Below are 12,732 nucleotides of genomic sequence, written 5' to 3' on the forward strand. Positions count from 1 at the left end.
TGCCGTCGAGGAGAAGTGCGGAAAACTGTGACCCAACAACCAGCCCTGAACCATCCCGGTGCCGAGGTGGGCCGCTCCCCCGCTGGATCCGGGTTGTCCAGCGCCGAGGTCCTGGCCCGGACGGAAGCAGGACTCGTCAACACCGTTTCGGAGGCTCCAAGCAGAACGCTCGGGCAGATCTTCCGGGCAAACCTCCTGACGCTGTTCAACGCGATCGTGGGCTGCAGCTTCGGCCTGCTGCTTTTTCTGGGCCAGTGGAAGGATGCGCTCTTCGGGCTGGCAGCCGCGGGCAATATCCTCATTGGTGTCGTTCAGGAATACCGGGCCAAAAAGTCACTGGATCGACTCGCGATTCTCGACGCCTCCCCCGCCCGGGTGGTTCGCGACGGCACGGCGCAGGATGTTGACCTGCAAGACGTCGTCCGCGACGACGTGCTCCTGCTGCGAGTCGGCGACCAGGTGCCCGCGGATGCTTCCATCATCGACGGCGAAGGCCTGGAACTTGACGAATCGCTCCTCACCGGCGAATCACATCCCGTGAGCAAGGGACCGGGATCCGAAGTGCTCTCCGGCTCCAGCGTCGTCGCCGGGCACGGTAGGGCCCGGGTGGTCCGGGTCGGCGCCGACTCCTTCGCCAGCAAACTGACCGCCGAGGCCAAACGCTTCTCCATGGTCAACTCCGAGATCCGCAATAGCCTCAACAGGATCCTCCGTTGGATCACCTGGCTGTTGCCGCCCGTCATGATTCTTGTCATCAACGGGCAAATGCAGGCGAGCGGTGGTTGGGAGCAAGCCATCACAACCGGAAGCTGGAGGACCGCTTCCGTGGGGGCGGTCGCCGGCGTCATAGCCATGATCCCGCTGGGCCTGGTGCTCCTCTCCAGCGTCGCTTTCGCTGTCGGCGGGCTGCGGCTGGCCCGTCAGGAAGTCCTGATCCAGGAGTTGGCGGCCGTTGAAGGCCTCGCTCGTGTGGACGTGTTCTGCCTGGACAAGACCGGCACCCTCACCGAAGGCAAGCTCGTGTTCGACGGCGTCCACGAGGCCGGTCCGTCGCCGCAACCCGGGTGGAGGCAGGTTCTGGGATGGTTCGGGACCGACCCGCAGGCCAATGCCACCGCCCGGTGCCTTGCCGATGCCTTCCCCTCGGGCACCAGGCTTCGCCCGAGCTCGACGGTGCCGTTTTCTTCTGCACGGAAATGGAGCGCCGTCAGCTTCGGCTCAGACCAATTCGTCGGCGGCACCTGGGTGCTGGGCGCTCCGGAGATTGTCCTTCGCGAAGACACCCCAGGCACAGCTCGCATTGTTGGGGCAGCAGGCCGCTTGGCCTCAATCGGCCTGCGCACCATGGCCCTGACCTACTTGCCCGGCCCGTTGCCGGCACGGGCCGCAGCGGAGGATCAACCCCCGGCCGATTGTGCCCCGGTATGCCTGCTGACCTTCCGGGAGAGCGTGCGCCCGGATGCTGCAAAGATCCTTGACTACTTCCGCGAGCAGGACGTGAAGGTGAGGATTTTCTCCGGCGACGATCCCCGCACCGTTGCCGCCGTCGCCCGCGAGGTCGGGCTGGACGCGGAATACGGGTACGACGCACGGGAATTGCCGGTCGATCCGGACCTGCTGCTGGAAGCTCTGGAGAACAACGTGGTATTCGGGCGGGTCTCCCCGGAACAAAAGAAGGACATGGTCCTTGCACTGCAGCGGGGAGGCCATACTGTCGCGATGACCGGGGACGGGGTCAACGACGCGCTGGCACTCAAGGAAGCGGACATAGGTATCGCCATGGACTCCGCCGCGGCCGCCACCAAGGCCGTGTCCCGCCTTGTCCTCCTGGACGGACGCTTCGACAGGCTTCCCGGCGTGGTTGCGGAAGGCAGGCGGGTCATCGCGAATATTGAACGGGTTTCGGTCCTGTTCCTTAGCAAGACCGCCTACGCCATCGTCCTCTCCGCCACCTTCGGAGCACTTCTGTGGGACTTCCCGTTCCTGCCGCGCCAACTCTCCGCCACAGACGGCCTCACCATCGGAATTCCGGCGTTCTTCCTTGCGCTCATGCCCAACAACCGCCGCTACACCCCGGGATTCCTCAAACGCTCCCTCTCCTTCGCTGTGCCTTCCGGGTTCGTCGTCGCTGCCGCCGTCCTTGCCGTCAACGTCTACGCAACGGTTGTCGGTGCGCACACAGTCAGTGCCACCCGCACAGCTTCCGTTCTCGCGCTATCACTCACGGGTCTATGGATACTGGCAGCCATTTCGCGCCCGCTCAACCTGCGACGCGCAACCATCATCGGAACGATGTACCTGGGCTTGGTCTTCGTGCTGGGAACGCCCCTCCTCCAAGACTTCTTCGGCTTGGAATGGCCACCGAACGATCTTTTAATGACGGCACTTGGAAGCGCGCTCGGCGGAATCCTGGCTATCGAAGCCCTTCACCGGTTCCAGAGCCGGCGAAACGCGCGGAACTAGCCCCGCGCCGCGGAAGCCCTGCTCATTGCCGGCGCCGTAGAGCAGCCCGGCGAGCCGCGAGCTCCGTTTCGTCAATCTCGCCCCGGGCGAAGCGCTCATTGAGGATACGTTCGGAATCATCATGGGGCGGCCCTTGGAAACCCCGTCCGCCCGTGTGGTTCCCCCGCAGCAGGAGGACAACCAAGGTGGCAATGCCACCCCAGAACAGCAACATCATCAGCCCCATGGCGATCCAGCCGCCGATGCCGATGCTTCCACCCCATCCATACATCATGACCAATTTCCCTTTTGAACTGGATTGCGTGCCTGGGTCCAGTGTCGCCCGTTTCCGGTCCGTTCCACAGGGCATTTAGTCACACCGCCGGGCCTTTCGGCCCTACAGCAGGAGAATGGCCCCCAATAGGCTGCTGGGAGTTGCAGGTGTTCACACCCGCGATCAGGTGCCCGAAAGACGAGCTAGACACATAGGAGCAGGCATGTCACTCCCCAGCATGGACGCAGGCCGCGTTGACGGCGGACTGCACGTCGCGGAAGAACTTAGCCAGGAACAGTGCTGGGATCTTTTGCGTTCAAATACCACAGGTCGCTTCGGTTTTCTCCAGCAAGGCCGGGTGATGATCCTCCCCGTGAACTACTTGGTGGACGGCCAGTCCATCTACTTCCGCACTGCCGGGGATGGATCCATCGCCGAGGCAGTCCCGTCGCTCGAGTCGTCCTTTCAGATCGACGATTCACGTGCCGATCGCAGCGAAGGTTGGTCTGTGCTCGTCAGTGGGGCTTCCTCCCGTGTTGAGGATCAGGACCTGCTGACCAGGCTGTGGGGAAAGGTCATGGCGGAGCCTTGGGCCGGTGGAGAACGGAATCTCTTTATCCGGATCCACGCCGAGAGTGTCACCGGACGCCACGTGCATCTGGAGTGAGCTTCTGGAGTAAGACTTGAGCCGCTCCACATTCAATCACCCTCGCGGGTAAGGAGACCATGGACACCGCGGAAGAAATCATCGTTGGCTACGACGGGTCCGCCGGGGCTGTCCCGGCTGTCCGCTGGGCTGCCCGCCAGGCGGCCCAGCGGAACTGCGGACTGCACGTGGTCCACAGCACCCTGTGGCCGGCAATCACCCATGATCTGGGTCCCGTGCCTGGCATCGAAGGCAGCGGGTTGCGACGCGCAGCCGAGGACATTCTGGCCGAGGGCGTGGCACAGGTCCTCGATGCGGTTCCCGGATTGGCCGTCAAGACGACGCTGTTCTATGGGTGGCCAGCCGAACACCTCAGGACACTCTCTTCCGGCGCCGCCTTGCTCGTCGTTGGAACCAGGGGCGCGGGGGGCTTCATGGGACTGCTGATCGGCTCCGTCAGCTTGGAACTCGCGGCAACAGCCGATTGCCCCGTCGCTGTCATCCGCGGCGGAGAACACCTGGGCGGTCCGGTTGTCGTCGGCGTCGACTTCGACGATTGGGAGCTGCCGCTTCGGCATGCCTGCGACCTGGCGGCCTTGTCCGGGACTCCCCTTCGATTGGTGCACGTCCGGAAGAAGCACCGGATTCCACGCCCTATCCCTGACGCGGCGACGTCGGCCCAAGACCATGTTGAACCACGAATCCAGGCGCTTCTTGACTCTGCGGTGCAGAGCGCCCACCAAACAATTCCGGACCTCGACGTCCAAAAAAGATCGCCGGTTGGAACGTCCATCCCTGGGTCCATTTTGGCGGAGGCTCAAGATGCGTCCATCATCGTCGTCGGGACGAAAGGACGCGGACTGGTTCGGGGCACTATCGGTTCAACTGCCCATGCTGTCCTTCATCACGCCGCATGTCCGGTCCTGTTGGCGCGCCGGCCAAGCGCGGATCTCCGGTGAAGCAGATGGTGTTCAGTACAAGTCGCCAGGGGCCAGCTCGTCGTTTTCCGGGCCCCGGTGAATCCGTCTCCCGGTGATGGACGTCGGGACGATCTCAACGAACACCCGCTTCTTTGTGGAGGTCAATTGTTGGCGGGGAATCCTTTCGGCGGCTTCAATCTCGGCACCGGATTCAAGTTGCCGCGCCTTGCCTTTAACTACGACGCTCCAGACGGATTGGCTACCGACCCCGTCAGTTTCCAACGCAACTTTGTCATTGATCGTGAGCGCGAACAGCTTCTCCCCTGGATTTGTCCGGAGGAGGATCTTCCCGTCGTGGGCAACGAAATTGATCGGATAGATCTCAGGTTCGTTGGCGATGCTCAATGCCAACCGCCCCAACGTCGCACCCAAAAGGATATTCCAGCATTCTTCCTCGCTCAGGACTTCCACGGGGTTTGCGGTATCCGGTGACATGGCGGGGTCCTTTCGATGGTCGGCATTCCAAGCCATTCCAGCATGCATGCGGCCGGCGCTATCCAATAGGGCCCTTGGACCCGTGTCTGTTGGCCGGCAAGCTTGTAGCGTCATGCATAGGAAGGCGTCCCGTCCAAGGTCCGCCTTTCGTCGAAAGAGGCCGTGATGCTCGGAATAAGGATGCTCGGAATACACCAGGCGGATGCCGGAATGCCGGATGGCGGAGTCTATTTCCAGTGGGGTGACTTCCTGATCCAATTCGGCAATCTGGTGGTCATTGCCACGATGGTCGTGCTATTCATTCTCGCCTTGGTGATTCCGTTTCCACACGGTAGGAAACGGAAATGACTGCCGACCACGGCCCGGTTTCGACTACCGACGACGGCGAACCACGATTCTCCACTTGGACAGGAAAGGCCCGGGGCTGGGTGTTGCGCCGGCTACCGCCGGACAAGCTGCTTCCTGAAGGCCAGCCGAGTTACGTGTCGTCCTGGATTTACGTCTTCGGCATGGGCGCCGTTGCCGCGTTCGTCTACATCCTCGCTTCGGGCGCTGTGCTGGCCCTGAATGGGCCCACGTGGTTCCATGCCTCGGCCTTAGGGCGTTTCATTAACAGCACCCATCTGTGGAGCGTTGAACTGTTCTTCATGTTCATGGTGATCCACCTCTGGGGCAAGTTCTGGATGGCCGCCTGGCGGGGCGGGCGCGTGCTGACCTGGATCACCGGGATGGTCGCGTTCGTCGTCTCGATCGTGACCGCCTTTACCGGTTACCTGCTTCAAAGCAATTTCGACTCGCAGTGGATCGCCTTCCAAGCCAAAGACGCCCTTAACGCCGTCGGTGTGGGCGCATGGTTCAACGTCGCCGATCTGGGCCAGATACTCATGTGGCACATCACGCTCCTCCCACTGGTCGTGGCCGTCGTTGTCGCCCTCCATGTTGTTCTCGTGCGGATGCACGGCGTGGCGCCCCCGTTGGAGGCAGCCGAATCTGACGCCCAGCTACGCTCACCCGCGCCAAACCCGGCAACTGACAGCGAGGACAAAAAGTGACCAAATCCCCAGCGTCAACCTCGTGGCGCACGCGAAACGACATCGCCAGCAGGCCATGGCCCGGCACGACGCGCGAATATGACCTGTTCAAGGAACTTGTTGTTGGGCTGGTGGTTGTTGGCTTGCTTGTCCTGGGACTCTCAGCGGTTTTCAGCTCGCCGGACGAACCAACGGTTACCCTGAAGTCCTGGGCCATGGCCGACCCCGCGGACTTCGTGGCGACAGCCACCACGGAACTCGGGGGCACCAGCGGCACCGCGGGATATGGGCCGCCCTACAACTCGACGCCCGATGCCACCCAAAAACTCGGACCGATCGACCTGCAGAGCCTTTCCGGCGTACGGCTTCCGATCGACACCGCCAACGACTTCATCATCAGCCCGCTCCAAACCCTACCGAACCCTCCGGCGGCGATCGACGAATGGACCAAGGCAAGCGACGCCCAACACGCTGCCTGGACCACCGCGTACGGGGATGCACTCAGCAAAGCCCCGGACAACGACCCGGCGAAGGTTCCGCCCGGCGACTACGGCCCGGTACCCGCCCTCACCGGAGCCCTTCTGGCCATGGCGCAGCAAGGGACCCTTGATCCGGTCCTGGGCGCAAAGGGTTCGTTCTACAACACCGATTACAAAGCCAGCATCTTGTTCCTCGGCGACGGCACCTACTTCCCTGGCCTCGCCGACGCCCAGCATCTGACAGGCGACCAGTGGGGAATGATGAATGAAACCGGCAACTACCCCGGCCAGTCGTGGCTGTGGCTCTTCTCGGCCCTCTACCAAGTGGAACCCTTGAAATCATCGCCAGACGCAGATGTCCTCGTCGTGTTTTCCATGGTGATCTTGACACTCCTCCTCACCCTGGTGCCCTTCATCCCCGGGCTCAGGTCATTGCCTCGCCGCATCCCCGTGCACCGCCTGATCTGGCGGGACTACTACAAGCACCGCTAGGCCAACGCGCGAACTGCACCGGAATACAAGGGCCTTTAGGCTATTCAAAACTTTGTGAAAACTGCGTACCTTTGTGTCATGGACACCGTGATCCAGACTGTCGATTTGCACAAGAACTTCGGGCGCGTCAAAGCGCTCGACGGCCTCGACCTCGAGGTCCACAAGGGCGAGATCCACGGCTTCCTCGGGCCGAACGGCGCGGGGAAGACCACCACGCTACGCATCCTTCTCGGTCTGGCCCGGCCGTCGTCGGGCAGCGCGAGCGTCCTGGGCATGCATCCCTGGGCAGACGCCGTCGAACTTCACCGGCGCGTCGCGAGCATCCCGGGAGACGTGAGCCTCTGGCCCAACCTCTCTGGCGGCGAGGCCATCGACCTCCTCTCCCGCCTCCGCGGGGGCGGCGTGGACCATGCTGCCTTCAAAGAGCGCAAGCATCACCTCTGCGAACTCTTCGACTTCGACCCCGGCAAGAAGGGCCGCGCCTACTCGAAGGGAAACCGCCAGAAGGTCGCGCTCATCTCGGCCCTCGTCATGGACGCCGAGTTGTATCTCCTCGACGAGCCGACGAGCGGTCTTGACCCGCTCATGGAGGCAGTCTTCACGCGCGAGATCCGGCGGATCGTGCACGAGAACGGCGCCACAGTCCTGCTCTCAAGCCACATCCTCTCCGAAGTCGAGCAGCTCGCCAACCGCGTAAGCATCATCCGCGCCGGCCGGATCGTCGACGGGGGCACACTCGACGCACTGCGCCACCTCACGCGCACGGAAATCTCGTTCGCGCAGGACAGTGTTGACACCCACGCACTGGACACGCTGTCGCAGGTCCACGATCTCACCGTGGCCGACGGGCGCGTCAAGTTCGGCGCCGATTCCGATCGCGTCCACGAGGTCCTGCCGCTTCTGGGCAGCCTCGGGGTCAAAGGCCTGCTCATCGCTCCGCCGTCGCTCGAAGAACTCTTCCTGCGCCACTACGGCGACACGGTCGCCCCGCCTGCCCTGCAGGCAGCGGACGACGGCGGCAGCCACCATAGGCGCCACCGCGCCGCGGCGGGAGCCTGAGATGGGCGCATTGTGGATCCTTTACCGGCACCGCTTGCGCCGGGACCGCTGGCAGGTGATTGTCTGGGTCCTCTCGATCGGAATGCTCGCACTATTCGCCGTCGCGGCCATAGCGAAGACCTTCGGCGACGACGCGACGCGCGCGCAGGTGCTTCAGCTCGCGACCGCGGCTCCCGCGATCCTTGTGCTGCGCGGCCTCCCCCGCGGTCCGGCGCTCGATTCGTTCACGTTCTTCGAAATCTTCGCGTTCCTGGGCGTCCTTGCCGGACTCATGAATACATTCATGGCCGTCCGGCACACCCGGGCAGAAGAGGAATCAGGGCGGGCCGAGCTCGTGTCCGCGACGGCCGCCGGACGGTGGGCCCCGCTCGGCGCCACTGTCCTTCACGGCGCGGTGGCCAACGTGCTCGTGGCCGTCGCTACGGCACTCGGCTTCACGGCCGGAGGGCTTGACCCGGCCGGCTCGCTTTTGGCCGGTTTCGCGACGGGCGCCGTGGGCTTCGCCTTCCTCGGCGTGGGCCTGCTGGCCTCCGAGTTCTTCAGCACATCGCGGGGGGCCAACGGCATCTCGTCGGCCGTCGTGATGCTCGCGTACCTGTTGCGCGGGTTCGGCGACGCCACCGGACAGGTCAGCCCCGACGGGACGACGATGACGGCCGCATGGCCGAGCTGGATCTCCCCCATCGGCTGGGGCCAACAAACCTTCGCCTACACAGGCAACCGATGGTGGCCATTGCTCCTTCCCCTCGCACTCTGGGCGGCGTGCACCGCCGTCGTCGTTGCCGTCATGGCGCGCCGTGACGTCGGCGCGAGCGTGCTCGCAGGGCGATCCGGACGAGCCGACGCCCGGCCCTGGCTGCGCGGAAGTTTCTCGCTCGCCCTACGCCTGCAGCAGGGAGCAATCATCGGCTGGTGCATAGGCGGCCTAGCGATGGGCCTGGTCACGGGCTCGCTTGGTTCCGCAATCCAGTCCTCCATCACCTCCAACCCCCAAATCACGGCCGTCCTCCGCGGCATGATCGAAGCACAGGGCACGTCAATGACCCAGCTCCTCGTCGCGGCGCTGTTCGAGGTAGCCGGAATACTTGCCGCGGTGTGCGGTCTGCAGGCCGTTCTTCGCCTCCGACAGGAGGAGGTGGCCGGAACCGCCGATCCCGTGGTGTCCGAGGCCGTGGGCCGGATGCGCTGGCTGGGCAGCTTCGTCGGACTCGGCGCCGTCTCGGTCGTGCTTGTCATGGGGTTCACCGCCCTCGGGGCCTGGGTCTCCCTGGTAGCCTCCGGGGACACCTCGAGTGCAGTCGGCGAGGTCTGGCAAACCGCCGTCGACCAGCTTCCCGCAGCACTCATCTACCTTGCACTGCCCGCCGCAGTGTTTGTTGTCTGGCCCCGTGCCACGGTCCCTGCCGGGTGGGCGCTTCTGGGCGTCGGCGTCGTCCTCGGGATCTACGGCGGCATGCTCGGCCTTGACCAGAAGGTCCGCGACCTCTCGCCGTTTACCCACAGCCCCGTCACCACCAGCAGCGGGACCGACTGGAGCGGCGGGTTTTGGATGCTCGGCATTGCCGCGGTCCTCACGGCATTCTCGCTCGTGGCCGTGCGCCGCCGGGAGGTAGGCACGGCGTGACAGATCCCGGCAGCAAGCGTATGCCCGACTCCGCCGAGACGTCCGCGGCCGTCCTCACGGCCGCGGGCTTCCCCAAGATGCCGGCCCGCGCCCTCATGGCCCTTGTGGTCTCTGACGACGGCTCGCTGACTGCGGCCGAACTCTCCGAGATACTGGGCGCGAGCGCCGCCGCCGTCTCCGGCTCCGTGCGGTACCTGCAGACCGTCGGATTCGTGCATCGGGTCTCTCAACCCGGCAGCCGCCGTGACCGCTACGCCCTCCCCGACAACGCGTGGTACGTCGCTTCCCTTCGGCAGAACCCCGTGTACAAGCGCCTTGCTGACCTCGCCGACTCCACTGCTTCAAGCCTCCCGGAGGGGTCAGCGGCGAAGGCCCGGGTGGACGAGATGGGCGCCTTCTACCGTTTCCTCATGACCCGGCTGCCCGGGCTCCTCGATGAGTGGGAACACACGCGGGTCAGGGCCTAGGCTCCCCGGACATTGCCTGAGTCTCAAGCCTGGGGCGGGTACGGCTGCGGCGGATACGGCGGCGGAGAGGCCTGCACCATTCGGTCGAAGCGCTGACCACTGGGATTGGCCGGCAGGAGCACAAACACGAGCAGTGCGATCCAACCGAGCACCGGGACCAGGGCGAGCAACAAGAAGAGCGCACTGAGATTCGCGTCGTGCAGGCGCCGCGCGGCCAAGGCGAGCGAAGGCACAATCGTCGCCAGGAACCACAGTCCGCCAAGGGCCGTCGAGGTGCTCGTGTTGCCGTTCCCTGTGGCCCCGGCCGCATTGATGACCCCTGAGACGACGGCTGAAGCGAGGAACCACCACCAATACTAACTGCGGCTCGCGCGGCCGTGGAAGATTGCGTACTTTTTCCAGAATCGTTTAACGGCCTCGATCGGCGGGGCTCCATAGTAGGGCAGTCCAAGCGGGACTCCACCCGGAGGAAAATTCTGGGGCTGATAGCTGGACATCATTCAAACCCTTCCATGCAGACTTATTCGACACCGGCATGCTAGAACCGGTAGGCCCGTCAGAACAGGGCACAAAGCCCCGCATCGGGCAACGGACACGGGCCAGGATCCGCGGGTGCGTTCGGTCGCTGGCCACGGTGCCCGCAAGAAGCTTCTCTCGCGGGACTTCCGGCACTGCCGGGCCGGGCCAAACGAGCAGAAAATGGTGCGCACAGCACCCGGACAGTGGGAGCCACATTTCATGGAGGCGGACTAAGTCATGAAAAAACCAATCGTTGTCGGCGTCGTTGACACCCAGGCGAGCCGGGCCGCGCTGGCTTGGGCAATGGACCGGGCGGCTCGACGGAAACTGCCGGTGCTGCTCGTTCACTCGGTCGACAGTCGATGGCTCGACGAATCAGTTAGTACGAACGAGGTGGTCAGAACCGCAGCAAACGAGCTGCTGAGCAAAACCGCAGCATATGCAGGCGAATTGGAGCCATCGGTCCAGGTAAAGACCGTGCTTTTCTCCGGTAGCCCCGGGCAGGCGCTCAGGAAGCACTCGAAAGGGGCCTCGATGGTTGTCATCGGAACCGGGCACAACTGGCCTGGAGGACCCGTCGCTGACAGGGCGCTGCAGATCGCCGCCGTCGCCGTGTGCCCTGTGGCAGTAGTCGGGGAGCAGGACATGACGGGGCGCCGCGGCATCGTGGTCGGCGCTGACGGTTCCGAAGAGTCTACCCAAGCGGTTTCCTTCGCGGCCGAAGAAGCGGACAAGGACAGCCAGGAGCTGACAGTGGTCCACGCCGTCCTCGCGCCGCCGCTCATTCAGCGCGTGATGCCGGCGAGCGACGTTGCCGAGACTGTCTTGGAAGAAGAACGAATTGTCCTCGCCGAGACCGTCGCGGGTCTGGCCGAAAACTATCCCGACATGGTTGTCCATCAGGCTCTGGTGTCCAACAACGAACCGGGGGAAGCACTCCTGGACGCCGCCGCCAATGCCACATTGCTGGTGCTGGGAAGCCGTGGAAGGGGCAGCTTCAAACGCCTCCTCATGGGATCGACTGCCCACACCGTACTCAGGTCCCTGCCCTGCCCAACCGTCATTACCCGGGTGCGGCGGGTGAAACTCACGGGGTTAAACGGCTAGCCTAGTCACGGACCGCTTCCCGCTCCGATAGCTACTCAAGCGACTCCAGCTCTTCCCCTTATTGATCCAATAGGCCCGCCGATCCTCTGCCGGGCGGCGCGCCCGAAGACTGCTAGCGCAAGAAGTCCGGGTTGAAGGAGTTGAGGTCGACCTGGATTCCGCCGATGTCCTGGCCGAGTTTTTGCTGGACACCGACACGCATGTTCCCCGGCACGTTCCAGCCGCCGTATGAAACGGGCGCGGGCGAAAGAAGGTCCGGAGTCCAATGCGCGTAGTCGAAGTCATGGAAATCCCCGTCCCACAGCGGAAGATCCGAGAACTCGCTGCTGTCGCCCATTATCAAGGGCCAGTGCGTGTGAATGCCGTAGACAATGGGCCGCACGCCCATGTCCCGGACACCCTCAACCATGTCACTTGTAATGGGCGGTTCGCCTAGCTCGACGTCCAGGGCAAAGAACTCCAGCTGCTCACGGTACGGACCGGTGGCCTCTATGCCGCCCTTCCAACATTCCGCGTTGCGGGTGTAGACGGCAATCCTGAGTCCGGCGTCCAGCGCCATCTTGAGCTGCGTTTGTGTCCGGTCCCATGGAGTGCAGGTCCCCCACGCGGTTGAATGCATCACGTACAGCCGGAAGCCCGCGTTGTAGGCACTGACGAACCAGCCCGGGTCGGTGATGGTGGCGGTGGTGTCCAGGACTTTCACCGACGGTTCCGCCGAATGCGCCGCGGGGGCATCGAGGGCGCCGGCCACGGCCAGGAGCGAGGCCAACACCACTGTCAGTATCTTCCTCTTTTTCATCGGGTCTCCCGGATGGTCCTCCCGCACAGTGTAGGACTCCCGGGGCTGAAGAGGAATAGCCCGCCGTTTGGCGGGAATCGAGGCCCGCGCCGGCCTGCCGCACAGCTACATTAGGTTCAACTGGAAGCCGCCGCGCGCGGCGCGCTTCCACGGTTGCGGAACCACATTACAGCGGGCCCAAGGGGCCTTGTACTCCTTCACAATCCGAAGCGTCACAATCATGAACCCTCGGACGAACATTGCCAACAGCAATTTGCCCGCTCCCACCCGCATCCTAGGAATTGGCTGGTTCGAAGCGGTGTAGTTTTTCCACAGACTGGTGCTCCTCGCCCGCTTCCATGAGCAGCTGATGAAAGCCACTTCGAAGGCGCTGAATGC

13 protein-coding genes and 1 pseudogene are annotated in these 12,732 nt (G+C 63.9%); 9 read left to right on the top strand and 5 right to left on the bottom strand.

From position 1 onward, the window contains the following. Positions 1-27 precede the first annotated feature (27 nt). Positions 28-2,463, top strand: coding sequence for an HAD-IC family P-type ATPase (locus VLA65_RS09325; RefSeq protein WP_332602330.1), 2,436 nt, complete (start codon positions 28-30; stop codon positions 2,461-2,463). A gap of 22 nt (positions 2,464-2,485) precedes the next feature. Here VLA65_RS09325 and VLA65_RS09330 read toward each other — a convergent pair whose 3' ends face one another. After that, complete coding sequence (locus VLA65_RS09330) at positions 2,486-2,737, bottom strand: SHOCT domain-containing protein (protein ID WP_284989221.1); 252 nt, start codon at positions 2,735-2,737, stop codon at positions 2,486-2,488. Between the two features lie 202 nt (positions 2,738-2,939). Between VLA65_RS09330 and VLA65_RS09335 the strand changes: the two genes are divergently transcribed. After that, positions 2,940-3,383, top strand: coding sequence for a pyridoxamine 5'-phosphate oxidase family protein (locus VLA65_RS09335; RefSeq protein WP_284989222.1), 444 nt, complete (start codon positions 2,940-2,942; stop codon positions 3,381-3,383). Between the two features lie 59 nt (positions 3,384-3,442). Further along, on the top strand, positions 3,443-4,321 hold the full coding sequence (locus tag VLA65_RS09340) for a universal stress protein (RefSeq protein WP_059389009.1): 879 nt from the start codon (positions 3,443-3,445) through the stop codon (positions 4,319-4,321). A 12-nt stretch (positions 4,322-4,333) separates the two neighbouring features. Here the strand turns inward: VLA65_RS09340 and VLA65_RS09345 are convergent, their stop codons facing one another. Beyond that, complete coding sequence (locus tag VLA65_RS09345) at positions 4,334-5,035, bottom strand: pyridoxamine 5'-phosphate oxidase family protein (protein ID WP_284989224.1); 702 nt, start codon at positions 5,033-5,035, stop codon at positions 4,334-4,336. Positions 5,036-5,121: 86 nt separating this feature from the next. Between VLA65_RS09345 and VLA65_RS09350 the strand changes: the two genes are divergently transcribed. The 5 genes from VLA65_RS09350 (at position 5,122) to VLA65_RS09370 (ending at position 9,929) form a co-directional block, all read left to right on the top strand. Continuing rightward, a complete protein-coding gene (locus VLA65_RS09350; RefSeq protein WP_332602331.1) occupies positions 5,122-5,829 on the top strand; it encodes a cytochrome b N-terminal domain-containing protein in 708 nt (235 codons plus the stop codon). Next, entirely contained in the window at positions 5,826-6,779 is a 954-nt protein-coding gene (locus VLA65_RS09355) for a hypothetical protein (protein WP_332602332.1), read from the top strand. The genes VLA65_RS09350 and VLA65_RS09355 overlap by 4 nt, the downstream gene beginning before the upstream one ends. A 78-nt stretch (positions 6,780-6,857) precedes the next feature. Beyond that, the gene (locus tag VLA65_RS09360) at positions 6,858-7,838 is read left to right on the top strand and encodes an ABC transporter ATP-binding protein (protein WP_284989227.1); all 981 of its coding nucleotides are present in this window, start codon (positions 6,858-6,860) and stop codon (positions 7,836-7,838) included. A gap of 1 nt (position 7,839) precedes the next feature. Further along, complete coding sequence (locus tag VLA65_RS09365) at positions 7,840-9,462, top strand: ABC transporter permease (protein WP_284989228.1); 1,623 nt, start codon at positions 7,840-7,842, stop codon at positions 9,460-9,462. Further along, positions 9,459-9,929, top strand: coding sequence for a GbsR/MarR family transcriptional regulator (locus VLA65_RS09370; protein WP_284989229.1), 471 nt, complete (start codon positions 9,459-9,461; stop codon positions 9,927-9,929). Before VLA65_RS09365 ends, VLA65_RS09370 begins: the two co-directional genes overlap by 4 nt. A 23-nt stretch (positions 9,930-9,952) precedes the next feature. Here the strand turns inward: VLA65_RS09370 and VLA65_RS09375 are convergent. Next, positions 9,953-10,273, bottom strand: a pseudogene (locus VLA65_RS09375) (DUF805 domain-containing protein); the annotation flags it as partial. Positions 10,274-10,685: 412 nt separating this feature from the next. Here VLA65_RS09375 and VLA65_RS09380 point away from each other — a divergent pair. After that, positions 10,686-11,555: a universal stress protein gene (locus VLA65_RS09380; RefSeq protein ID WP_059389012.1), complete on the top strand. Its 870-nt coding sequence runs from the start codon at positions 10,686-10,688 to the stop codon at positions 11,553-11,555. A gap of 112 nt (positions 11,556-11,667) precedes the next feature. On the opposite strand, the gene VLA65_RS09385 is transcribed toward VLA65_RS09380, so the two are convergent. Continuing rightward, positions 11,668-12,354, bottom strand: coding sequence for a hypothetical protein (locus VLA65_RS09385; protein WP_284989231.1), 687 nt, complete (start codon positions 12,352-12,354; stop codon positions 11,668-11,670). Positions 12,355-12,459: 105 nt separating this feature from the next. Beyond that, a partial coding sequence (locus VLA65_RS09390) for a hypothetical protein (RefSeq protein WP_332602333.1) occupies positions 12,460-12,732 on the bottom strand: 273 nt, incomplete at its 5' end.

This window comes from Arthrobacter sp. S2(2024), from assembly GCF_036662515.1.
Lineage (GTDB): Bacteria > Actinomycetota > Actinomycetes > Actinomycetales > Micrococcaceae > Arthrobacter.